This window comes from Terribium retamae, from assembly GCF_022347545.1.
Taxonomy (GTDB): domain Bacteria; phylum Pseudomonadota; class Alphaproteobacteria; order Rhizobiales; family Rhizobiaceae; genus Mesorhizobium; species Mesorhizobium retamae.
The window spans coordinates 45604-67790 of the sequence record NZ_JAKREW010000027.1 but is presented as its reverse complement, the minus strand read 5'-3'; the positions used below and the strand labels follow the sequence as shown (position 1 = coordinate 67790).

Annotated in this window: 21 protein-coding genes and 1 riboswitch; of the genes, 15 read left to right on the top strand and 6 right to left on the bottom strand. The window is 63.3% G+C overall.

Translation table 11 applies throughout. The annotated features are described in order from the left end of the window. The first annotated feature begins 125 nt into the window (after window positions 1–125). Entirely contained in the window at window positions 126–920 is a 795-nt protein-coding gene (locus tag L4923_RS21865; protein WP_239369069.1) for a helix-turn-helix domain-containing protein, read from the top strand. A 177-nt stretch (window positions 921–1097) separates the two neighbouring features. Continuing rightward, window positions 1098–1511, top strand: coding sequence for a hypothetical protein (locus L4923_RS21860; protein WP_239369067.1), 414 nt, complete (start codon window positions 1098–1100; stop codon window positions 1509–1511). A 244-nt stretch (window positions 1512–1755) separates the two neighbouring features. Here L4923_RS21860 and apaG read toward each other — a convergent pair whose 3' ends face one another. Next, entirely contained in the window at window positions 1756–2148 is a 393-nt protein-coding gene (gene apaG / locus L4923_RS21855) for a Co2+/Mg2+ efflux protein ApaG (RefSeq protein WP_239369065.1), read from the bottom strand. A 274-nt stretch (window positions 2149–2422) separates the two neighbouring features. Between apaG and L4923_RS21850 the strand changes: the two genes are divergently transcribed. Continuing rightward, window positions 2423–3574: a glycosyltransferase gene (locus L4923_RS21850; protein WP_239369063.1), complete on the top strand. Its 1152-nt coding sequence runs from the start codon at window positions 2423–2425 to the stop codon at window positions 3572–3574. A 73-nt stretch (window positions 3575–3647) separates the two neighbouring features. After that, entirely contained in the window at window positions 3648–3971 is a 324-nt protein-coding gene (locus L4923_RS21845) for an MmcQ/YjbR family DNA-binding protein (protein WP_239369061.1), read from the top strand. A gap of 454 nt (window positions 3972–4425) precedes the next feature. Here the strand turns inward: L4923_RS21845 and L4923_RS21840 are convergent, their stop codons facing one another. Then, window positions 4426–5613, bottom strand: coding sequence for an O-succinylhomoserine sulfhydrylase (locus tag L4923_RS21840; RefSeq protein WP_239369059.1), 1188 nt, complete (start codon window positions 5611–5613; stop codon window positions 4426–4428). Between the two features lie 86 nt (window positions 5614–5699). Then, window positions 5700–5777, bottom strand: a riboswitch (SAM riboswitch). 108 nt (window positions 5778–5885) lie between these two features. Here L4923_RS21840 and L4923_RS21835 point away from each other — a divergent pair. Continuing rightward, window positions 5886–6980: a 2'-deoxycytidine 5'-triphosphate deaminase gene (locus tag L4923_RS21835; protein ID WP_239369057.1), complete on the top strand. Its 1095-nt coding sequence runs from the start codon at window positions 5886–5888 to the stop codon at window positions 6978–6980. A 212-nt stretch (window positions 6981–7192) separates the two neighbouring features. Then, the gene (locus tag L4923_RS21830; RefSeq protein ID WP_239369055.1) at window positions 7193–7963 is read left to right on the top strand and encodes an ABC transporter substrate-binding protein; all 771 of its coding nucleotides are present in this window, start codon (window positions 7193–7195) and stop codon (window positions 7961–7963) included. 78 nt (window positions 7964–8041) lie between these two features. On the opposite strand, the gene L4923_RS21825 is transcribed toward L4923_RS21830, so the two are convergent. Continuing rightward, complete coding sequence (locus L4923_RS21825; protein WP_239369053.1) at window positions 8042–9028, bottom strand: MBL fold metallo-hydrolase; 987 nt, start codon at window positions 9026–9028, stop codon at window positions 8042–8044. 304 nt (window positions 9029–9332) lie between these two features. Between L4923_RS21825 and L4923_RS21820 the strand changes: the two genes are divergently transcribed. Further along, window positions 9333–10088: an ABC transporter substrate-binding protein gene (locus L4923_RS21820; protein ID WP_239369097.1), complete on the top strand. Its 756-nt coding sequence runs from the start codon at window positions 9333–9335 to the stop codon at window positions 10086–10088. 77 nt (window positions 10089–10165) lie between these two features. Here the strand turns inward: L4923_RS21820 and L4923_RS21815 are convergent, their stop codons facing one another. Next, a complete protein-coding gene (locus L4923_RS21815; RefSeq protein ID WP_239369051.1) occupies window positions 10166–11377 on the bottom strand; it encodes an acyltransferase family protein in 1212 nt (403 codons plus the stop codon). Between the two features lie 180 nt (window positions 11378–11557). Then, complete coding sequence (locus L4923_RS21810) at window positions 11558–12589, bottom strand: LacI family DNA-binding transcriptional regulator (protein WP_239369049.1); 1032 nt, start codon at window positions 12587–12589, stop codon at window positions 11558–11560. Between the two features lie 269 nt (window positions 12590–12858). Between L4923_RS21810 and L4923_RS21805 the strand changes: the two genes are divergently transcribed. The 8 genes from L4923_RS21805 (at window position 12859) to L4923_RS21770 (ending at window position 20967) form a co-directional block, all read left to right on the top strand. Beyond that, window positions 12859–14193 carry an ABC transporter substrate-binding protein gene (locus L4923_RS21805; RefSeq protein WP_239369047.1) on the top strand — a complete coding sequence of 445 codons (1335 nt, stop codon included), beginning with the start codon at window positions 12859–12861 and terminating at the stop codon, window positions 14191–14193. 102 nt (window positions 14194–14295) lie between these two features. Next, window positions 14296–15243: a carbohydrate ABC transporter permease gene (locus L4923_RS21800; RefSeq protein WP_239369045.1), complete on the top strand. Its 948-nt coding sequence runs from the start codon at window positions 14296–14298 to the stop codon at window positions 15241–15243. Then, window positions 15240–16181, top strand: a complete 942-nt coding sequence (locus L4923_RS21795) for a carbohydrate ABC transporter permease (RefSeq protein WP_239369043.1) — start codon at window positions 15240–15242, stop codon at window positions 16179–16181. The genes L4923_RS21800 and L4923_RS21795 overlap by 4 nt, the downstream gene beginning before the upstream one ends. Further along, complete coding sequence (locus L4923_RS21790; RefSeq protein WP_239369041.1) at window positions 16178–16366, top strand: hypothetical protein; 189 nt, start codon at window positions 16178–16180, stop codon at window positions 16364–16366. The genes L4923_RS21795 and L4923_RS21790 overlap by 4 nt, the downstream gene beginning before the upstream one ends. A gap of 4 nt (window positions 16367–16370) precedes the next feature. Further along, window positions 16371–17468, top strand: a complete 1098-nt coding sequence (locus tag L4923_RS21785) for an ABC transporter ATP-binding protein (RefSeq protein WP_239369039.1) — start codon at window positions 16371–16373, stop codon at window positions 17466–17468. Beyond that, window positions 17461–18456 carry an ABC transporter ATP-binding protein gene (locus tag L4923_RS21780; protein ID WP_239369037.1) on the top strand — a complete coding sequence of 332 codons (996 nt, stop codon included), beginning with the start codon at window positions 17461–17463 and terminating at the stop codon, window positions 18454–18456. Before L4923_RS21785 ends, L4923_RS21780 begins: the two co-directional genes overlap by 8 nt. A 30-nt stretch (window positions 18457–18486) precedes the next feature. Beyond that, complete coding sequence (locus L4923_RS21775) at window positions 18487–20106, top strand: dihydroxyacetone kinase subunit DhaK (RefSeq protein WP_239369035.1); 1620 nt, start codon at window positions 18487–18489, stop codon at window positions 20104–20106. A gap of 207 nt (window positions 20107–20313) precedes the next feature. Further along, entirely contained in the window at window positions 20314–20967 is a 654-nt protein-coding gene (locus tag L4923_RS21770; RefSeq protein ID WP_239369033.1) for an alpha/beta fold hydrolase, read from the top strand. A 23-nt stretch (window positions 20968–20990) separates the two neighbouring features. On the opposite strand, the gene araD1 is transcribed toward L4923_RS21770, so the two are convergent. Further along, complete coding sequence (gene araD1 / locus L4923_RS21765; protein ID WP_239369031.1) at window positions 20991–21983, bottom strand: AraD1 family protein; 993 nt, start codon at window positions 21981–21983, stop codon at window positions 20991–20993. Between the last annotated feature and the right edge of the window lie 204 nt (window positions 21984–22187).

Below are 22187 nucleotides of genomic sequence, written 5' to 3'. Positions count from 1 at the left end.
CGCGCGTTGACGCTGCTTTAAGCGAGTTTACACTGTAGCTGACGATCTCTTCTACCCACTCTCACTTTCGTGTTGCGCATGTCCCTATCCCTAAACCGGCTTTCCCTTTTTCTGGTTGCGCCCTGATGCAGGAACCTCTGGCCAACTTCCCGGCCAATCTCAAATTCGCCTGCAGCACGCGGCGATCGATTTCCGACCTGTGCCGTGCCATCGGCGTCAACAGGCAGCAGTTCAACCGCTATCTCAATGCCGGGACACTGCCGTCAGCACACAATCGCTTGCGGATCGCGGCTGCCTTCGATCTCGATCCGGCGGATTTCGGCCTGCCTCCACAGGCATTTCGGCGCAAGCTGAGCGAAAGAAGCCGCCCGGCGATGCACGAGGGGCCGCTGGACGACGCCTTTCCAGGCGACCTGCCGGCGCTGCGGCCGCATCTCGGCTTCTATCAGACCTGGCACGTGTCGCTCTCCTGGCCGGGCCGGGTCGTCTGTTCCTGCGCCCATTTGCGGGAGAGGGATGGTCAGGTCCTAGTGACGTCGCTGGAGCGGATCATCGACCATGAAAGCGGCATTGCGCAGCGTTCGCGCTATGTCGGCCTCGCTGCCTACCGTCGCCAGCGCATTTTCCTGACCGAATTGACTCGGGGCGAAGCGCCGACCTTCGGACAGACGATCCTGATGCCGTTCGAGACCTATCAGCGCCGCTACCTTCGCGGCCTGACGATGGGCGTGTCCTGGCGCAACAACAACATGCCCTATGCCACACGCACCATCTGGCGCCATGTCGGCGTCACCGCAAACAAGCGCAGCCTGATTTCCGCCTGCGGCGTCTATGCGCCGACCTCCGCCAGCCTGCCCTCGGCGGTGGCGTCTTTCCTTGCCGACATCCAGCCTCTCACGGCCGTCGCGCCGCCATGGTGAGGCGGTTCGTGGACTGTCTGCGCGGCGGCGCGTCGTCTGAGGCAAGCGACCCGACTAGTACATTCAGGCTATAGGCTCGGGCTGGCATGTTGCCGGCTTGGCTATTATTGCTGGGAGCGACTAGGCAAAAGTGCGCAGCGGTTTTGCGTCGGGAATTGGGGTAGAGGCACAGGTTTCATGATCAAGATTTTGGTTGCCGCGGGGGCTTCCCTGCTGGCGGTCTCTGCGGCGAGCGCCCAGTCCTGCCAGAAGAACTTCAAGACCGAAGGCGTGCCGATGATAACGGCCGTCAGCTATAAGAGCTCCGGCACCTTTCCTAAGCTCGACGCCCGGAAGGCGTTGGACAATGCCCATCGCGCGATGCTCGCCGAAGGTTTCGAGGACATCGATGTCGACAAGGCGATGGGCTCGCTGACCGCCAAGCAGGAAACGTCCGGCTCCGGCCGCGAGCAGACGCTGCGTGTCGTCGTGCGCAAGTCCGGCAAGGGCAGCCGCGTCGACGTGGTGTTCAAGGTGCAGGCGGGCCAGGTGGCGCCGGAAGGCGCTACGCGCGACGCCATCTGCCGCGTCATCGAAGGTGCCGCCGGGTAGAACCGATCGATTTTCGTTTTCCCAACACCCCGGAGGTCGAGAGGCTTCCGGGGATTTTTTTGTTCAGCTGTCCCAGCGCGCATCAGTTCAGCATGAACAGCGCTGGCAATCGGTTTCGTCCGGGCAGATCAGGCTGAGCGTCTTCCGCAGGCAGACCTTTGCACGCCAGGAAGCCCCGGCTGTGACAGGTCGAGCTCGTCAGGAAGCCGTTGGATCATTCCCGGTTTTCACCAGCTTCGCGCCTCTAGTTCACCACACGCCTGGCATTCGGCAGGTCCAGTGAGAAGGCTGGGATCGCGATGTTGAACTGTTCGCCGCGCGCATTTCTCATGGTGTAGTGCCCGACCATGATGCCGGACGGCGTCGAAAGCGGGCAGCCCGAGGTGTACTGGTAGCTGTCGCCGGGGTTCAGTTCCGGCTTTTCGCCGACGACACCAGGGCCGTGCACTTCTTCCACTTGTCCCGCGCCGTCGGTGATATGCCAGTAGCGCGACAGAAGCTGGACGAATTCGTCCGAGCGGTTGTCGATCGTCACCCTGTAGCCCCAGACATAGCGGCCCTCGTCCGGGTCGGACCGGTCTTCGAGATAGAAGGGTTCCACCTCGACCACGATGTTGCGGGTGACTGCACTGTACATGGATGGGCGATCCGGGCGACTCTGGCGAAAACTGTTGCGAGTTTCCGCTCGCAGGCCGTCATGGTCAACCTTCTGTCATGTGCACGACATGAAACGGTGATGGTGTGCGCCGGATCGCGTCCGGTCCCGTGACGATTCCCGGACATCAGATTGCAAGGCTGGTGCGTGACCGCGAAAATCAGACATCGATTTTCGGAAGGATCATGCGCCGGATCAAAGTTTTGGAGCGTCCGCGGCGCTCTAAGACCCGTGTTTCCGGGAGTGACCTGACTTCATGGACCTGACAATCGCCGCCGCATCCTTCTCCGCCGCTTTGCTTCTCACCAATTTCGTTTCCATCGTCCTGGCCTGGACCCAGCTGGAACGGCGCCGCACGGTCGCACCGCCGCGGGGCGACGCCCCTCCGGTTTCCATCGTCATCCCTGCGCGGGGCATTGAGCCATTCACCTCCGAGACGCTCGACCGCGCCTTCCGGCTCGACTGGCCGGATTACGAACTGATTTTCTGCGTGGCCCACACCGACGACCCGGTGGCAGTGGCCATCCGCACCACCATGGCGCGGTATCCAGACGTGCCTGCCCGCCTCTTGTTCGGCGACGACCGTATCAGCGGCAATCCCAAGCTGAACAATTGCGTCAAAGGCTGGGAAGCGGCGCGCCATGACTGGGTGATCCTGGCCGATTCCAATGTGCTGATGCCGCGCGATTACATCCAGCACATGATGCAGGCCTGGCGTCCCGACAGCGGCCTCGTCTGTTCGACGCCGGTCGGCTCGCGCCCGGACGGCTTCTGGTCGGAGGTGGAATGCGCCTTCCTCAACACGCTGCAGGCGCGCTGGCAATATACCGGAGCGGCCGCGGGCCTCGGCTTCGCGCAAGGCAAGAGTATGCTGTGGTCGAAGCCGCTGCTCGACGCCAATGGCGGCATCCAGGCCCTGGCTGCCGAGATCGCCGAGGACGCCGCCGCCACCAAGCTCGTCAACGGGCTCGGCCGCAAGGTACATCTGGTGGCATCGCCCTTCGAACAGCCGCTCGGACACCGCAAGCTCGAAGCCGTCTGGTCGCGCCAGGCTCGCTGGGCGCGGCTGCGCCGCGTCACCTTCCCGTTGTTTTTCGCGCCGGAACTTTTGGTCGGTGCGACCATGCCCTTGCTGTTCGCGTTGATTGCCGCTGCGGGCTCTGGGGCCGACGTGTTGTCGACCACCTTGCTGGTGCTGGCCGCCGTCTATTTGCCGGAATATGCGCTGGCGCTGGCCAAGGGCTGGTATGCCTCGCCGCGCCTGATCCCGGCAATGGTGGTGCGTGACATCATGGTGCCGGCCATATGGTTGCGCGGCTGGCTCGGCGGCGCCATCGACTGGCGCGGCAACACCATGAACATCACCACCAAATCCGAAGAGGCGGACGAGGTTCTGTCGGGCGCCTGAACGGCGGTATCGTTTCCGCGCGGTTTGCGGCATGATCGAGAGGTCCTGCGTACGGCGGGACGGGAGGGTGGCCATGCTGTCCGAGGACCGCTACTGCCAGATCGCGCTCGGTTTTCCCGAGGCCGTGCAGAGCAGCCATTTCGACGTCACCGATTTCCGCGTCCGCGGCAAGATCTTCGCCACGCTGCGTCCGAAGGACAGCCGCGCCGTCATCAAGCTGACGCCGGATGAGCAGCGGCTGCTGCTCGAAACATCGGCCGATCAGTTCGCGGCGATCCCGGGCTCCTGGGGCCAGAAGGGATGGACGCGAGTCTGGCTGGAACAGGCGGACGAAGACACCGTCCGCCACGCCATGACCATGAGCTGGCGCTCGGTTGCGCCGAAATCGCTGCGGTAGGGTGGCGCGGGGGTGTGAGCTGCACACCGATCCTCATCCTGAACTGGAGAATGGGAACGCTTTGGGTGCGTCCTTCGAGGCTCGCCCCCGAAGACCGCGCTATGCTTTCAGTCTGACGTGCGGGCTCGCTCCTCAGGATGAGGGAGGTCGTGCGGCTCCCAACAGTCCTCATCCGAGCTGGAGAATGCCGCTTCGGGTGCGTTCTTCGAGGCTCGCCCCGAAGACCACGCTATGCTTTCAGTCGATGTGCAGGCTCGCTCCTCAGGATGAGGGAGGTCGCGCAGCTCACACCGGTCCTCATCCTGAGGAGCGCGCGGAGCGAGCCTCGAAGGACGTACCCTAAAGATAAGCAGAGGGGAGGGTGCGTCGGACACGACATACCGACTGCGAGAATTTTGCCGGTATGGCAAGGGCAGCGGCCAGCCGAGGCTGGTGTGCCCTTACCTTGAGACTCTCAAGCCTTCGCCAGCGCCTGCTCGATATCCTCCAGTAGGTCGTCGGTGTCTTCGAGACCGAGCGACAGGCGCAGGGTGCCTTCGCCGATGCCGAGTTCGGCGCGGGCCTCGTCGGTCAGGTTCTTGTGCGTTGTCGTCGCCGGATGGGTGATCAGGCTCTTGGCATCGCCCAGATTGTTGGAGATCAGCACCACGTCGAGCGCGTTCTCGAAGGCGAAAGCCGATTTCTTGCCACCCTTGAGGTCGAAGCAGATCAGCGTCGAGCCGCCGGTCATCTGCTTCTTGATGATGTCGGCCTGCGGATGGTCGGCGCGGCCGGGATAGATGAGGCGTCCGACCTTCGGATGGTCGGCGAGGAAGTCGGCGATCTTGCTTGCTGCTTCCGTCTGCTGGCGCACGCGCAGCGGCAGCGTCTCCAGACCCTTCAGCAGCACCCACGCATTGAAAGGCGAAAGGCTGGGGCCCGTGTGGCGGAAATAGTCGTGCAGGTTCTCGTCGATCCATTTTTTGTCGGACAGTACGATGCCGCCCAGGCAACGGCCCTGGCCGTCAATGTGCTTAGTGGCCGAATAGACGACGATGTGCGCGCCGAGCTCCAATGGCTTCTGCATCAGCGGGGTGGCGAAGACGTTGTCCACCACCAGCCTGGCGCCGATCGAGTTGGCCAGCCTGGCGACGGCGGCGATGTCGACCACTTCCAGCGTCGGGTTGGTAGGGCTTTCCAGGAAGAACAGCTTGGTGTTCGGCCGGATCGCCGCTTCCCAGTTCCCGATCTCGGTGCCGTCGACCAGCGTCGCCTCGATGCCGTATTTCGGCGCCAGCGTCTCGACCACCCAGCGGCAGGAGCCGAACAGCGCGCGCGCCGCGACGATGTGGTCGCCGGCCTTGAGACTACACAAGACGGCCGCCGTCACCGCGGCCATGCCGGAGGCGAAGGCGCGGGCATCCTCAGCGCCTTCCAGCGCGCACATGCGCTTCTCGAACATGTCGACGGTGGGGTTGGCGTAGCGCGAATAGATGAAGCCGGGCTCCTCGCCCTTGAAGCGGGCCTCGGCGCGCTCGGCGCTGTCATAGTGATAGCCTTGCGTCAGGAACATCGCCTCCGACATCTCGCCGAAGCCCGATCGCAGCGTGCCAGCGTGGACGAGCTGGGTTGCGGGTTTCCAGTTGCGCTTTTTTTCGGTCATGGTTCCGTTCCGACACAAAACTGGCCGCCAAAGACTGGCGGGCACAAAAAAACCGGCCGCGAAGTCGCAACCGGTCCATACGGCCTTTGTCGGGCCCTGCGGTCCTTTAGCGACTTGTTTAACGTGGCTGCAAGCCGACCGGCCAAATCACCACGGGATAAAGCACCCTTTAGACCCGGGGGCGGCTTGCGTCAATTGCCGGCTTCATTAAGAGCATGGATGGCTGGCTGACTTGAGCCATCTGTGGAGTTGTCCCAGTTGTGGAGTGGGCTTTGCGCAAGACAGGCATTCTTCCCGATCAGGATATCGCGGCGCTGTTCCAGGCGGGCAGCCTGAAGTCGCCGCGACCGCTCGACGTCGACCAGATCCAGCCGGCCAGCCTCGACCTTCGCCTCGGCGAAAAGGCCTATCGCGTGCGCGCCAGCTTCCTGCCCGGCCCCAACAGCACGGTGGAGGCCAAGCTCGACCGGCTGAAGCTGCACGAGATCAACCTCGCCGACGGCGCGGTGCTAGAGACGGGCTGCGTCTACATCGTGCCGCTGCTGGAAAGCCTGGAACTGCCCGGCGACATCTCCGCCTCGACCAATCCGAAGAGCTCGACCGGCCGGCTCGATATTTTCACCCGCGTCATGACCGATCACGGCCAGGAGTTCGACAAGATCGCCGCAGGCTATCGCGGTCAGCTTTACCTTGAGGTCAGCCCGCGCACCTTCCCGATCGTGGCCCGCACCGGCTCGCGCCTGTCGCAGATCCGCTTCCGCACCGGCAATGCGCTGCTGTCGGAAGACGAACTGCACGCGCTGCACCGTGCCGAGACGCTGGTGGCGATCGATCCGCCGAACATTTCCGGGGGCGGGATCGCGCTGTCCATCGATCTTGCCGGCGATAAGGACGGGCTGGTCGGCTATCGCGGCAAGCACCACACCGGGCTGGTCGATGTCGACAAGCGCGCCGCCCAGGACATCGTCGATTTCTGGGAACCGCTCTATCGCAGCGGCGCCGGCGAACTGGTGCTCGATCCGGATGAATTCTACATCCTCGTCAGTCAGGAGGCGGTGCACGTGCCGCCGCTCTACGCCGCCGAGATGACGCCGTTCGATCCGCTGGTCGGCGAATTCCGCGTGCACTATGCCGGCTTCTTCGACCCCGGCTTCGGCCACTCCGCCGCCGGCGGCACCGGCAGCCGCGCCGTGCTGGAAGTGCGCAGCCACGAGGTGCCGTTCATCCTGGACCACGGCCAGATTGTCGGCCGGCTGGTCTACGAGCACATGCTGAAGCGACCGACCGCGCTCTACGGCACAGACCTCGGCTCCAACTACCAGGCGCAGGGGCTCAAGCTGTCGAAGCATTTTCGCGCCGCGCGGTAGCAGACGGGATAAGGAAGTAGGGGAATGGGGCAGTGGGGCAGTAAACAATTGCAGCACTCCGTTCCTGCCCTATTGCCCTGATGCCTTATTCCCTTTTTCAACTGCCTCCATCCTTCTAAAGCACCAAGACACTGTCGCATCCTGCCCTTGCCTGGCTCCCTGCGGCGTGCTTGGCTGTCCGCGGACAACAAGACCAACCCGAGGGGAAAATGATGAAACTATCCAAATGGTTCGCAACGGTCGCGGCCGTCACGCTGTTGGTGGCCGGCACCAGTGCTGCGTTCGCCGCCGACAAGATCAAGATCGGCACGGAGGGCGCCTATCCGCCTTTCAATACTCTGACGGCAGACGGCAAGCTTGAAGGGTTCGACATCGACATCGCCAATGCGCTCTGCGCGCAGATGAAGGCCGAATGCGAGCTCGTCACCCAGGATTGGGACGGCATGATCCCGGCGCTACAGGCCAAGAAGTTCGACGCCATCATCGCCTCGATGAGCATCACGCCGGAGCGCAAGAAGCAGGTCGCCTTCACCAACAAATATTACACCACGCCGCTGGCGCTGGTCGCCCTGAAGGACAGTTCGCTGTCCGGCACGGATGGCGAGGCGGTGAAGGGCAAGACCGTAGGCGCTCAGGCGTCCACCACGCAGGCCGACTATGCGCAGGACGTCTACGCCAAGGCCGGCGCCGACGTGAAGCTCTATCCAACGCAGGAAGAAGCGGTGACCGATCTGGTCAACGGCCGCCTCGACGCCGTCCTTTCCGACAAGTTCGTGCTGGTCGACTGGATGAAGAACGGCTCGGCCAAGGACTGCTGCAAGATGATCGGCGACGTCAAGGGAACCGAGACCGAGGCTGGCATCGCGATACGCCAGGAAGACAACGAACTGCGCGAGAAGTTTAACAAGGCGATCGACGCCATCGTCGCCGACGGCACCTACAAGAAGATCCAGGCGAAATATTTCGACTTCGACATCTATTGAGCAGGGCCGCCAGCCATTCCATCGCTGACAATGAAAGGCCGGGACGTATCCCCGGCCTTTCATGTGATAGCGTTCAAGTCAGATCGCGCTGCTCCACTGCACGGGCACCAGTTCGAAGCCGTTGCCCGCTTTGGCGATATGACCCGTGGCGGGGAAAGGAGCGTGGTAGAAGGCCACCTGCATCTTCTCGGTTGCCGCCATGTCGAGCAGCTTGCGGCGTGTGGCTATCGCCTGCGGACCGTCCATGTCGAAGATCGCGGTCCACTCGGGATTGCGCACGAAGAGCGCCGGGTGGTTGGTCGTGTCCGACAGCGCCATCAGCCTGCCTTTGCCGGACGTGATGGCAAAGACGGTGTGGCCGGGTGTGTGGCCTGGGGCCGCGATGGCGGTCACGCCCGGCACCAGCTCCTTGTCGCCTTCATACTGCTTCACATCCTTGGCGATGGGGCCGAAGACGCGGCGCACGGTGGCGAAGGCGTTCTTCGCCGCTTCCGGTGCGGTGTTCATCTTGGCATCGTCCATCCAGAACGCCCATTCGGCGGCCGGCACCATCACCTCGGCGTTCGGGAAGACGGCGGTGCCGTCCTTCAGCCGGAAGCCGTTGATGTGGTCGCCATGGAAATGGCTGATGATGACGGTCGAGACGTTCTCGGGTTTGAATCCGGCAGCCCTGAAATTGTTCATCCATGCACCGGACGTCGGCGCACCGGAATCGCCATTGCCGGTGTCGATCAGCACCAGCCGGTCGCCGATCTGCAGCGCCAGCGTGGTGTAGGAGATCGAGATCGCATCGGTCGGCAGATAGGCAGCCTCCATCGCCTTCCTAACATCGGCGAGTTCGGCATTGCGGATGAAGCCATCGAGCGGGCGCGTGCCGAAACCGTCGTTGAGCGCGGTGACGGTGATATCGCCCACTTTGTAGCGATAGAAGCCGGGGTTCTGGTTCACGGGTGCATCCTGCGCCCGGGCCGGCGCGATGCCGACAGGCAGGTCGAAGGCGACTGAGGCGGCAAGGGCACCGGCGCTTGCCATCACGGTGCGGCGCGAGAGGGTAAGACTGGCCATTGATCGAGCTCCAAAGGTCAGAAAGGCACGGCTTCTCCGGTAGCGTTCATCGCCAGCCGGCTCCGCGCCCGGGCGCAACCCAGGCGGCAGGCTAACAGCCGGACTGGCCGCTTCAACCTGATGCGGAGGGAAGCGGGTCACCTTTGCGTGAGCAGGCCGTTATCGCGACAAGCCGGCGCGCCGGTTTCGCCTGGGGATGGAGCACCAATCGAAGCCCGGTGCTGGCGCTTCCTCGCTTTGCCGGCACATGTTTGGCAGGGGCAGGCCGTTTTCGGCCGAAGTTGGAGGGAAAACAGGAATGCAGATTTCGAAATGGCTCGTCTCGGCTGCTGCCGCAACGATACTGATGGTTGCGCCGGCTGCCGCCGAGACGCTGAAGATTGCCACCGAAGGGGCAGCGCCGCCCTTCAGCACAGTAACGGCGGACGGCAAGCTGGCCGGCTTCGACGTCGATATCGCCAATGCGTTGTGCGCGCAGATGAAGATCGAGTGCGAGATCGTCGCACAGGACTGGGACGGCATGATCCCGGCGCTGCAGGCGAAGAAGTTCGACGCCATCATCGCCTCGATGACCATCACCGAAGAGCGCAAGAAGCAGGTCGCCTTCACCAACAAATATTATTCGACGCCGCTGGCGCTGGCCGGCCTGAAGGACACCACCGTGACCGGCACCGAACCGGCAGCACTGGAGGGCAAGACGCTCGGCGCGCAGGGCTCGACGATGCAGGCCACCTATGCGCAGGACGTCTACGCCAAGGCTGGCGCCGACGTAAAGCTCTACCCGACGCATGAGGATGCCGCGACCGACCTCGTCAACGGCCGGCTCGACGCCATCATCACCGACAAGTTCGTGCTGGTCGACTGGGTCAAGAACGGCGACGGCAAGGATTGCTGCAAGGTGATCGGCGATGTGAACGGCACCGAAGCGCAGATCGGCATCGCCATCCGCCAGGGCGAGGATGCGCTGCGCGAGCGCTTCAATGCCGCGATCGACGCCATCGTCGCCGATGGCACCTACAAGAAGGTGCAGGACAAGTATTTCGACTTCGACATCTATTGAACGGCTGCGGTTTGAATCGCCTCGCAGACTGACGGGCGCCAAAGGCGCCCGTTTTGCTGTCCGAGCCTGAGGCGGACCTATCGGGATGGCGAAAGCAGTCGATCCCGCAGATGCAGGGCCGTTCTCTCCACGCAAAACCACAGCAGGGCCGCGACGACGAAACTCGCGGTCAGGTAGAGGAGGAAGCCGGTGGCGCCTTGCAGGTTCTCTTCTCCCAGCAGGAGACGCATGGCATGGAAGACCGACTTGTGCGTGAGATAGAGGCTGTAGGACAGAGTGGCGACGAGAACCGCCCCCGGCACAGGCCAGCGATTCAGAATGTGTTCAAGATCGAGCATGGCGCAGAAAACCAGCGCGACTCCGATCGAGATGAGCGGGAAACCCGCGACCGCGCCGAGTTGCGCCTGAAACACCGGGAACATTCCTGCGCCTTCCAGCGGTCCGCGGACGGCGAAGCAGATCAGCGCCGCGGCCACGAAGGTCAACCCAACAGGCATGGTTACCCTGGCAGGCAGAAAACGCTTGCAAAGATCCGGTCTGAAGAAGCGTGCAGCCGCGAGCACCACGCCGAACAGCAGCCCGTCGAGACGCGTGTAGCTCGGATAGTATATATCGCGAAGATAAGTGGCGAAGGCTGGGCGGAATTGGCTTGCTGCGACAAGCCCGCCAACCTGGCTGTCCCAGATTGTGTAGCGTAACGCAATCCCGGCGAGCGTCAGTGTTGCTGCCAGGGCGAGCACCCGACCGGTGCCGATGCGCCGATAAAGCAGAAGCACCAGGAGAGGGAGGACGAGGTAGAACTGTTCTTCGACGGCAAGCGTCCACGCCTGCGAAAGGGCATTGCCCTGTCTCGGGTCGAAGCCGAGATTGACTGTGAAAGTTGCGAATTTCCAAAGCGGCTGCATCGTCGGCGCATCGCGCAGCAGGGGAACAAAGGCATAGAGGCCGAGCACCATGAAGAACGCCGGAAAGATACGAAAAGCCCTGCGCAGGTAGAAAGCCTTGAAGTCGACGTTACCCGTCCGCGCGATCTCTTTGAACAGCTGCGTGCCGATCAGGTAGCCGCTGAGCACGAAGAAGATATCGACACCGAGCCAGCCATATTCACGAACAGCCACCAAAGCGGCAGGAGTCGCCTCCAGTGGCAAGTGAACCAGCATCACCAGCAGGATCGCCAGGGAGCGAAGAATATCGGGACCAACCATCCGCGTTCGCGCAGTCGCGAAGCTTGCTTGCGATGGCCACGGACGGTCCGTGACATGGGGACTGCTGCTGGCGAGCATGGTCATGCGCGGCGCTCCATCGAAGCAGGTTGATGGGATATCAACTTACCGGTCTGGCTTTCCGATGAAACGGCGCTGGGTGGGAACCGCCGATTAACCTAAATGTTTCGTAAAATTGTAACGACCAGCCGAAGGTTCCGCAGGCGTAGTCCAGGAGAAGCTGCAGGCCGGTACGGCACGGCCAATTCACGCGAGCTGCAGGTTCTCCTTGAGCAGGACCTCGATGCGGATTCGCTCCTGCGAGGCCAGAAGCTCGCGGTGGTCGGAGCGGGCGCGCATGATGCGCAGCGCGCTGCGCACCGCATGGCCGGGGTCTTGTGCGATGACGGCGTCGATGCGTTCGTCCAGCAGCGCCTGTTCGCTGAAGGGCGTGCGCTCATGCGCAACGATGGTCAGCGGGCGGGTGTTCTGCGTGTTCCAGACGGCGGTCAGCGGTATCCGCGCTTCGGAACTCAGCACATAGACCGCGACCGTATCGGGATTGTGCTGCAAGGTCCGCTGGATGATGAGATCGGCGCGTTTTTCGTCGGCATAGGTCTCCAGCGACGGCAGGCATTGGAGCTGCGGGAACTGGGCATTGATAATGCTGTCGAAGCCGAGACGGCGCTGGATGCTGTCCAGCGCCATCATGGTTTCGGACACGATCACGATCTTGCCGCGCCGCTCGCCGACGAAGCGGCCGACGATCTTGCCGGCTGTGGCGCCGGCGGCAAAATTGTCGACGCCGACATAGTCGGCACTCTCGAGCCGCTCCTGACCCGACAGGAACTGCACGACCTTGACGCCGCGTTCCACCAGCCGCAGCAGCGCATCGCGCACCTGCGGTGATTCCGGCGCCATCACGGCCACGCCGTCGAGTTCGTCATGATCGATGCCTGCGAGATATTTTGCGACATGGTGGGGGTCGCTCATCGCGATCCGGGCGACTTCCACCTCGGTGGAATCGGCACGCGCCGCTTCCCGGGCCTCGCCGACGCGGGCGATCAGCTCCGACAGATACTGGTCGCCGGACGTCGGCAGCACGAAACGGAAGCGATAGGTCTTGTTGCGCGCCAGCGCCACGGCGGCGGGGTTGCGCACGAAGCCGATACGTTCGATCGCCTCGGCTACTTTCATGGCCGCCTTCGGGCTGACATTCGGCCGCTCGTTGAGGACGCGGTCGATTGTGGCGAGGCTTACGCCCGCGGCTTCTGCCAGGTCTTTCGCGGTTGGCCGCACGCTTGTCATCCCGCTTCGGTTTGCCCGGATTTCTCCAACAAAAGGAGATGAAAAGCAAGAATTGAGGTGCGCACCTCAAAATTTGCTTGCGTTGAGGTGCGCACCTCAATTATGAGTCTTGTAGTGGCGGCCGGGAGGATCGGTGCGAGCCACGGACGACGTGGCGGAATCCTAGGATCGCCGGGAAGATCGTTCCGCGTCAATCGCCCGCAAGCGGGCTTTTTCAGCTTCCGATGGAGGTCGGAAGCGGGGGACGGGAGGCCCCAGCCATGAAATCTCGCTATGTCACGTCATTGGCCGCTTTGGGTGCGCTGCTGGCCGCAGGCGCCGCCGGCACGGGCCAGGCCAGCGCAAAGGATTTGACTTTGTGTTGGGCCGCATGGGACCCCGCAAACGCGCTCGTCGAACTCAGCAAGGATTTCGAGGCCAAGAGCGGCATCAAGATGAAGTTCGAATTCGTGCCCTGGCCGAATTTCGCCGACCGCATGCTTAACGAGCTGAATTCCGGCGGCAAGCTGTGCGACCTCATGATCGGCGACAGCCAGTGGATCGGCGGTGCTGCCGAGAACGGCCAATACGTCAAGCTCAACGATTTCTTCGACAAGGAAGGAATCAAGATGGATGATTTCATCCCGGCGACCGTCGTCGGTTATGCCGAATGGCCGAAGAATTCGCCGAACTACTGGGCGCTGCCGGCCTTTGGCGACGTCGTCGGCTGGAGTTATCGCAAGGACTGGTTCGCACGGCCCGAACTGCAGGCCGAGTTCAAGCAGAAATATGGCCGCGACCTTGCCGTGCCGAAGACCTTCGCCGAGCTGAAGGACATTGCCGAATTCTTCCAGAAGCGCCAGATCGACGGCAAGACAGTCTATGGCGCGGCGATCTATACCGAGCGCGGCTCCGAAGGCGTCACCATGGGGGTCATGGATGTGCTCTACTCGTTCGGCTTCCAGTACGAAAACCCGGCCAAGCCGTACGATCTGGAAGGCTATGTGAACTCCGCCAAGGCGGTGAAGGGCCTCGAATTCTACAAGCAGCTCTACGATTGCTGCACACCGCCCGGCCATTCCGATGCCTACATGTCGGAGGACATCGACGTCTACAAGTCCGGGCAGGTCGCCCTGCACATGAACTTTGCCTTCACCTGGCCCGGCATCAATGCCGATGCCAATGTCGGCGGCGATAAATCGGGCTACTTCCCGAACCCTGCCGGTCCGGACGGCGTCGCCTTCGCCCAGCTCGGCGGCCAGGGCATTTCGGTAGTCTCCGCATCGGAGAAGAAGGACGATGCGCTCGCCTATATCAAGTGGTTCGCCCAGCCTGAGATCCAGCAGAAATGGTGGCAGATGGGCGGCTATTCGGCGCTGCGCAAGGTGGTCGAGGATCCGGGCTTCGCGACCAGCCAGCCCTACGCACAGACCTTCCTCGACTCCATGGCCATCGTGAAGGATTTCTGGGCCGAGCCGTCCTATGCCTCGCTGCTGCAGGCGGCACAGAAACGCTTCCACGACTATGTCGTCGCCGGCCAAGGTTCTGCCCAGGACGCGCTCGATGGCCTCGTCAAGGACTGGACGCAGGTCTTCGACGACGAAGGCAAGTACTGACGTAATCAGCCTGGCTCGCAGCCTCCCAGCGGGCCATGCTGCAGACGGAGCCGGGCAGGCCGGCTCCGTCGCAGCACAGTCGCAAAAGCAGGGAACGACCCCATGTTGCAATCATCGGTGGATCGCGTCGCCGAGGCGACGCCGCACGCCATTGCCAGGCGCATGCACGGTCTGTCCGACCGCGCACTCGCCTGGCTGTTCGTCGCCCCGTCGATCGTGCTTCTGCTGGCGGTCAACATCTTTCCGCTGATCTGGACGATCCGGCTTAGCTTCACCAATTTCCGGGTCAATCGTCCCAATGCCGAGGTCGAGTTCATCGGCCTGAAGAACTACCTGAACATCCTGTCCGATCGGGACATCTGGCTGACGATGCAGGCGACGGCGCATTTCTTGATTTGGACGATCGTGCTTCAGGTGCTGATCGGCTTCGCGCTCGCTTTTCTCATCAACAAGAAGTTCCGCGGCAACGATCTCTGGACGACGATCATAGTGCTGCCGATGATGCTGAGTCCGGCGGTGGTCGGCAATTTCTGGACCTTCCTCTACCAGCCGCAGATCGGCCTCTTCAATTATGCCGTCGGTTTCCTGACCGGCGCCGATCCGTCCTCCTTCTCGATGATCGGCGACGTGTCGCTGGCGCCATGGGCGATCATCATCGTCGACACCTGGATGTGGACGCCGTTCGTGATGCTGATCTGCCTTGCCGGCCTGCGCTCCATTCCGGCCAGCATCTACGAGGCTGCCGAGTGCGACCGCGCTTCGAAATGGCGGCAGTTCTGGACCATCACCATCCCGCTGGTGCTGCCCTTTCTGATGCTCGCCGTGCTTTTCCGCGGCATCGAGAACTTCAAGATGTTCGACCTCGTCGTGCAGCTCACCGGCGGTGGGCCGGGTTCGGTCACCGAGCTCACTTCGATCAACCTGAAGCGCGAAGCTTTCGAGAAATGGCGCACCGGCTATGCGTCCGCCTACGCCGTCATCCTTTTCGTGACCGTTTTCGGCCTGGCCTCGATCTACGTCAAAGCCCTGAACAAGGTGAAACAGCGATGAGCAGCTATTCCGTCACCGAGCCGTCGCTTCGGCAGAAATGGTGTGCCGGAGTGCTGGTCGTTCTCTATGCGCTGATCACCATCCTGCCGCTGGTCTGGATCATCGCGACAAGCTTCAAGACACCATCTGACGCCATCGCCTATCCGCCGAAGACCTTCTTCACGCCGACGGTCGAAGGCTATGTCAACGTCTTCACCACGCGCACCCGCCTGACCGAAGAGCAGCTTCAGGCGGTAGGCGAGCCGCAGACCTGGTACGACAGACTGGTGCGCAAGGACGGCCTCGTTATTTCCGGACCTTCGCGTTTTGCCGAACGCTTCACCAATTCGGTGATCATCGGCTTCGGCTCGACGGTTCTGTGCATCGTGCTGGGCACGGCCGCTGCCTATGCCTTCTCGCGCTTCAAGGTGCCGCTCAAGGACGACCTGCTGTTCTTCATCCTGTCGACGCGCATGATGCCGCCGATCGCGGTGGCGATTCCTATCTTCCTGATGTTCCGGTCGCTCGGGCTCAGCGACACCCATGCCGGCATGATCCTGCTCTACACCGCGGTCAACCTGTCGCTCTCGGTCTGGCTGCTCAAGGGCTTCATCGACGAGATTCCGATCGAATATGAAGAGGCGGCGCTGATTGACGGCTACACGCGCTTCCAGGCCTTCTACAAGGTCGTGCTGCCGCAGGCAGCCACCGGCATCGCGTCGACGGCGATCTTCTGCCTGATCTTCGCCTGGAACGAATATGCCTTCGCTGTTCTGCTGACTTCGGGCAATGCCCAGACCGCGCCGCCCTTCATCCCGACCATCATCGGCGTCAGCGGCCAGGACTGGCCGGCTGTCGCCGCGGGCGCGACCCTGTTCCTGGTGCCGGTCATGGTCTTCACCATCCTTCTGCGCAAGCATCTTCTGCGTGGCATCACCTTCGGAGCCGTCCGCAAATGAGCAGCTTTTTCGACGGATTGTTTCATTTCAGGCGAGGGGCCTGGGAGATGCTGGCATCGGTGCTGATTGCTGCCGGCGTCGTCATGCTCATGCAGCCCTTCGTGCTGGCGCTCTATTCCTGGTCCTTCATCGTGACCCTTGTCGGCACGGTGATGTTCATCATCGTCAGCCATTTCCCGGAGTAGGCCGATGGCGCAGATCAGAATCCAGAACGTGCGCAAGGAATTCGGCCCCTTCACGGCCGTCCGTTCCTCGTCCTTCACCATCGAGGACGGCGAGTTCTTCATGCTGCTCGGCCCGTCCGGCTGCGGCAAGACGACGACGCTGCGCATGATGGCGGGGCTCGAGCTGCCGACCTCCGGCGAGATCTTCATCGACGGCGAGGAAGTCGGCATGAAGCGGGCGAGCCAGCGCGACATCGCCTTCGTGTTCCAGATGTTCGCGCTCTATCCGCACATGAATGTGCGCAAGAACATCTCCTATCCGCTGGTCAGCCAGGGCATGAAGCGCGAGGAGGTGAAGACACGCGTCGCCGAGGTCGCCCGCATCCTCAGGATCGAGCACATTCTCGACAAGCCGGTCGGCGGACTTTCCGGGGGCGATCGCCAGCGCGTCGCGCTCGGCCGCGCTATCGTGCGGCAGCCGAAAGCCTTCTTCATGGACGAGCCGCTCGGCGCGCTCGATGCCGAATTCCGCGAGCACATGGCCGAGGAACTGCGTGCCTTGCACGACCGCATGGGTGCAACCACCGTCTATGTCACGCACGACCAGCTGGAAGCCATGCAGATGGGCGACAAGATCGTCGTCATGAACCACGGCGTCGTCGAGCAGTTCGGACGGCCACAGCAGATCTACGACTGGCCTGCGACGAAGTTCGTCGCCCAGTTCATCGGCTCGCCGTCGATGAACTTCCTCGATTTCGAGGGCATGATCGGCATCAACGGCGACAGCGTCGATCTCGGCGGCGTCAGGATCAAGGTGCCGGCCGCGCGCGAGGGGCGTGCCGGTCGCCTCACTCTGGGCGTTCGGCCAGAGCATGTCAGCTTCCGCGACGCTGCCGCCTATCGCGGCCGTGTCAGCGCCGTGGAATATCTTGGCACGACCCAGATCGTGACGCTGGCCACCGCGCATGGCGACCTCAAGGCGCGCATCTCCTCTGCCCAGGCGGTGCGCGAGGACGAGCTGGTCGGGCTGGATTTCGACCCGCGCACGCTGTCGGTGTTCGACGCCGAAAGCGGCAAGGCGCTGCTGTCGCAGGCCAATGAGGGGGTGCTGGGTCATGGCTGATGTCGTCCTCCACAACGTGACGAAGCGCTTCGGCGCCACGGTCGCGCTCGACAATGTCTCGCTGACGGTTCCCGACGGCGCCTTCGTGGTGCTGCTCGGGCCCACGGGCGCGGGCAAGACCACGACGCTGCGCATGGTCTCCGGTCTCGACAAGCCCGACAGCGGCGAGGTCTATCTGGCCGGCCGGCCGATGAAGGGCCTGTCGCCGGCCGAGCGCAACGTCGCCATGGTCTTCCAGCAATACTCGCTCTACCCGCATCTGACGGTTCGCCAGAACCTGGAATTCCCGCTGAAATCGCCGCTGCTGAAGACGCCGCGCGATGTCATCGACGCCAAGGTGAGGGAGGTGGCCGAAGTCCTGCAGATCGCCCACAAGCTAGACAACAAGGCGACCGCGCTGTCGGGGGGAGAGATGCAGCGTGTCTCGATCGGCCGTGCCCTCGTGCGCAACCCCGAGATATTCCTGATGGACGAGCCGTTGAGCTCGCTCGACGCGAAGCTGAGGGCGGACCTCCGCATCGAACTGAAGCGAATCCAGGCGAAACTCGGCGCCACCTTGCTTTATGTCACCCACGACCAGATCGAAGCGATGACGATGGCAACCCATGTCGGCGTGCTCAACGAAGGCAGGCTGGTGCAGTTCGGCTCGCCGCGCGAGGTCTATGAGCAGCCCGTCAGCGTCTATGCCGCGACCCGGCTTGGGCAGCCGCGCATCAACGTGTTGCCGGCCGATCTTTTCGCCGGTGCTCCTGCAGGCGCCAAGAGCATCGGACTGCGGCCCGAGCATATTCGGCAGGGCGAAGGCGAGGAGGCGCTCGTCAAGCGGGTTGAACATCTCGGTGACCAGACACGCCTGCACCTGACCCTGAAGAAACACGACCTCGTCACGGTGACCGACGCGCACACGCCGCTTCGGGGTGGCGAGACAATCCGCATCCAACCCTCACGACCGCTCTATTTCGACGCCGCCGGCATCCGTTTGGCTTGATCCGCACGCGCTTAGCTCAGGAGAATTCGCATGTCCCAGTTCATCAACAAGCGCGAAGACGTCGTCACCGAGGCGATCGACGGCGTGCTCGCGCTCTCCGGCGGCGCTTTGACCCGTCTCGACGGCTATCCGCACATCCGTGTCGTGCTGCGCAGCGACTGGGACAAGTCCAAGGTGGCGATCGTCTCCGGTGGCGGCTCCGGTCACGAACCGGCCCATGTCGGCTTCGTCGGTAAGGGCATGCTGACGGCTGCCGTCTGTGGCGATGTCTTCGCCTCGCCGAGCGTCGATGCCGTGCTTGCCGGCATCCTGGCCGTCACGGGTCCGGCCGGTTGCCTGCTCATCGTCAAGAATTACACCGGCGACCGGCTGAATTTCGGTCTCGCCGCCGAACGGGCGCGCGCCTTCGGCCTGAACGTTTCGATGGTGATCGTCGGCGACGACATCGCGCTGCCCGACCTGCCTCAGGCGCGCGGCGTCGCCGGCACGCTGTTCGTGCACAAGATCGCCGGCGCGCTCGCCGAACGCGGCGCCGATCTCGAAACCGTGACCACGGCCGCCAGGCACGTCATCGCCGGCACCCGCTCCATCGGCATGTCGCTCGACACCTGCCGGGTGCCGGGCTCGCCGAAGGAAGACCGCATTCCCGAAGACAAGGCCGAACTCGGGCTCGGCATCCATGGCGAGGCCGGCGTCGAGCAGATCGACTTCGCCGGCGCCAGGGCCTCGGTCGCCACCATGGTCGAAAGGCTCGCCGCCGTCATGGGCGAGGGGCAGCACGTGGCGCTGATCAACAATCTCGGCGGCACCTCGGTGCTGGAAATGTCCGTGCTCGCGCACGATCTCCTCGGCTCGGCTGTCGGCGCCAGGATCAGCCATACCGTCGGCCCGGCGCCGCTGATGACCTCCCTCGACATGCAGGGTTTCTCGATTTCGGTCTTTGCCGCCAATGCTGCCGAATTGGCCCTGCTGAAGACTCCTGTGCCGATCGCCGCCTGGCCGGGTGTCTCCGAGGTCCGCCCCATTGCTGTCGCCGCTTTGCCGGATGGGCTGACCCCGATCATGCCAATGCCGTCCAACCATGCTGCGACACGTGCTTTCCTGATCAACTGCTGCAACGTGCTGATCGCCGCCGAGCAGGACCTGAATGCCCTCGACGCCAAATCCGGCGACGGCGATACCGGCTCGACATTGGCTGGGGCAGCCCGGGCTCTGATCAGCGCCATCGACCGCCTGCCCTTGTCCGACCACACGCAGTTGCTGCGCGCCATCGGCCTGGAACTCAGCCAGACCATGGGCGGTTCATCCGGCGTCCTGCTCGCCATCTTCTTCGCTGCGGCCGGCGACGGCGCATCGAGCGGCCTGCCGATGCGGGAGGCGCTGAGGGCGGGGCTGGCCCGCATGCAGGAGATCGGCGGCGCCCATGTCGGCGACCGCACCATGGTGGATGCGCTGGCCCCCGCGCTCGAAGCACTCGGCGAGAGCATGGCCGCCGCCGCAGCTGCTGCTCGGAAAGGCGCGAACTTCACCGCGACGCTTACCCGCGCTAAGGCCGGCCGCGCCGCCTACATCAACGCCAGGCAATTGGAAGGCCATGTCGATCCGGGCGCCGAAGCGGTGGCGAGGCTTTTCGAACATCTGGCGGCCTAGCAGCGCTCTGTCCTGTCTGACAGATCTGTCGCTCCAGCAGGCTGATCGAGGGCGGCTCCGGTCAGGAACGGGGGCGCGACCGCGATTGGCCGAACTCATGCTGCGTAATGTTGGCGAGGCTTTCAATCCGGTGCGCCGGCGCGTCGGCCTTGATTTCTGCTGCAGGATGTCGAAGCTGCGCCTGCGTCGAGATCGGGGATGAATGCCATGGCAACCTTTATCCTGATTGCCGGGGGCTGGCAGGGTGGTTGGGTCTACCAGGAGGTGGCCGATCTGCTGACCACGGAAGGCCATCGAGCCCTGCCCGTCGCCCTTTCGGGGCTCGGCGGCGTTCCCGCCCCGACAGCGAACCTCGACACTCATATCGGCGAGGTCGTCGACGTCATTAAAGCGCAGCGCGACGGCGTGATCCTCGTCGGACAATCCTATGGCGGCATGGTGGTCAGCGGCGTCGCCGACGCCGAGCCATCACGGATCAGGGCGTTGGTCTATGTCGACGCCTATGTACCGGACAACGGCGACTCGGTCTGGTCACTGACCACACCGCGCTTCCGGGACATGTTCATCGCCGGTGCGAAGGCAGATGGACTGAACTGCATGCCGCCGCCCAACATGGACCCACGCTGCCGGCCGCATCCAATGGGGACATTTCTCCAGGCGATCAGTCTCGGCGGACGGTGGCATGACGTGCCGCGCAAGACCTATGTCGGCGCGCATGGCTGGCAAGGAAGTCCGTTCCTCGACCTTTACCAGCGCTTGAGCGGCGACCCCGAATGGTCGACCGTTTCGCTCGATTGCGGGCACAACGTCGCGCGGCTGCAGCCTGAGGCCCTGACTAAGATATTGCTGGCTCAGGTGTGAAAGGCAGCGCTTGGCGAGTTGCCCTAAAGCGCCTTCACCACCACTGCCTCGGGCTCCTCGATCTCGAGCGGGTTGCGCAGCGGCAGGCCGAATTCCGGCGCCTCGATCTCGAACACATCGCCGCCCTGGGTGCGCACGCCGTCCGCGAAGGAGAGCGTGGCGGTGCCGAACATGTGCACATGCACGTCGCCTGGCCGGCGGAACAGCGCATATTTGAAATGGTGGTGTTCGAGGTTGGCGATCGTGTGCGACATGTTGGTTTCGCCCGACAGGAACGGCTTTTCCCACAGAGCGTTGCCGCTGCGCAGGATGCGCGAGGTGCCGCGGATGTCGGCCGGCAGGTCGCCAATCAGGATCTCCGGGCCGAACGAGGCGTTCCTGAGTTTCGAATGGGCGAGGTAGAGGTAGTTCACCCGCTCGGTGACGTGGTCGGAGAACTCGTTGGACAGGGCAAAGCCGACGCGGAACGGCTGGCCGTCGTCGCCGATCACATAGATGCCGGCGATTTCAGGCTCCTCGCCGGCGTCTTCGGCAAAGGCCGGTGAGAGCAGGGCGGCACCCGGCGCCACCGCCATGGTGCCGTTGCCCTTGTAGAACCATTCCGGCTGCACGCCGGCCTTGCCGTTGGCGGGTTTTCCGGCTTCCAGCCCCATGCGGAACATCTTCATGGAATCCGTCAGCTGTTCCTCGCCCTCGGCATTCAGCTTCTTGTGCATGGCGTCGCGCGTCGCCGCCGAGCCGAGATGGGTGAGGCCAGTGCCGGTGAGATGCAGATGCGCCGGATCGGGATGGTTGATCGGCGACAGCAGCCGGCCCTTGCGATAGAGCGCTTCGAGGTCGATCGCGTCACCGAGGCCTTTCTTCTCGATCAGCGCTTCCAGCCCGGTGCCGGTGCGCGCCGCTTCCGTGGCCAGCGAATAGACGCTGCGAGCGCCCGCGACGATGCGGGCCTTGCCGCTGTTGCGCGCTACGACGCGGATGGCATCGCTTTCATCGAGGAACTGGGAGATCAGCATGATGGCCCTCTTTCTGTCGCGTCGAGTTCCTGAAACCCGACAAAATTCTTCTCTCACGGTCCGGCTTGCGGCCCGTGTTCCAATCGTCCGTTCGGATAGTGCCCGCGGAGCTTCACTGCTCCGATGTGCGGCCGGTTCCCGTTCCCGGCCGCGAGCTGTCTTTCAGTCCGGAGCGAATTCGAACGCGATTCCGCCCCTCATGCC

Bases quoted from the DNA above. Each gene is read 5' to 3' on its own strand.
- L4923_RS21865 (WP_239369069.1), top strand. From the start codon at position 126: ATGCAGGAACCTCTGGCCAACTTCCCGGCCAATCTCAAATTCGCCTGC.
- L4923_RS21860 (WP_239369067.1), top strand. From the start codon at position 1,098: ATGATCAAGATTTTGGTTGCCGCGGGGGCTTCCCTGCTGGCGGTCTCT.
- apaG (WP_239369065.1), bottom strand. From the start codon at position 2,148: ATGTACAGTGCAGTCACCCGCAACATCGTGGTCGAGGTGGAACCCTTC.
- L4923_RS21850 (WP_239369063.1), top strand. From the start codon at position 2,423: ATGGACCTGACAATCGCCGCCGCATCCTTCTCCGCCGCTTTGCTTCTC.
- L4923_RS21845 (WP_239369061.1), top strand. From the start codon at position 3,648: ATGCTGTCCGAGGACCGCTACTGCCAGATCGCGCTCGGTTTTCCCGAG.
- L4923_RS21840 (WP_239369059.1), bottom strand. From the start codon at position 5,613: ATGACCGAAAAAAAGCGCAACTGGAAACCCGCAACCCAGCTCGTCCAC.
- L4923_RS21830 (WP_239369055.1), top strand. From the start codon at position 7,193: ATGAAACTATCCAAATGGTTCGCAACGGTCGCGGCCGTCACGCTGTTG.
- L4923_RS21825 (WP_239369053.1), bottom strand. From the start codon at position 9,028: ATGGCCAGTCTTACCCTCTCGCGCCGCACCGTGATGGCAAGCGCCGGT.
- L4923_RS21815 (WP_239369051.1), bottom strand. From the start codon at position 11,377: ATGACCATGCTCGCCAGCAGCAGTCCCCATGTCACGGACCGTCCGTGG.
- L4923_RS21805 (WP_239369047.1), top strand. From the start codon at position 12,859: ATGAAATCTCGCTATGTCACGTCATTGGCCGCTTTGGGTGCGCTGCTG.
- L4923_RS21800 (WP_239369045.1), top strand. From the start codon at position 14,296: ATGTTGCAATCATCGGTGGATCGCGTCGCCGAGGCGACGCCGCACGCC.
- L4923_RS21795 (WP_239369043.1), top strand. From the start codon at position 15,240: ATGAGCAGCTATTCCGTCACCGAGCCGTCGCTTCGGCAGAAATGGTGT.
- L4923_RS21790 (WP_239369041.1), top strand. From the start codon at position 16,178: ATGAGCAGCTTTTTCGACGGATTGTTTCATTTCAGGCGAGGGGCCTGG.
- L4923_RS21785 (WP_239369039.1), top strand. From the start codon at position 16,371: ATGGCGCAGATCAGAATCCAGAACGTGCGCAAGGAATTCGGCCCCTTC.
- L4923_RS21780 (WP_239369037.1), top strand. From the start codon at position 17,461: ATGGCTGATGTCGTCCTCCACAACGTGACGAAGCGCTTCGGCGCCACG.
- L4923_RS21775 (WP_239369035.1), top strand. From the start codon at position 18,487: ATGTCCCAGTTCATCAACAAGCGCGAAGACGTCGTCACCGAGGCGATC.
- L4923_RS21770 (WP_239369033.1), top strand. From the start codon at position 20,314: ATGGCAACCTTTATCCTGATTGCCGGGGGCTGGCAGGGTGGTTGGGTC.
- araD1 (WP_239369031.1), bottom strand. From the start codon at position 21,983: ATGCTGATCTCCCAGTTCCTCGATGAAAGCGATGCCATCCGCGTCGTA.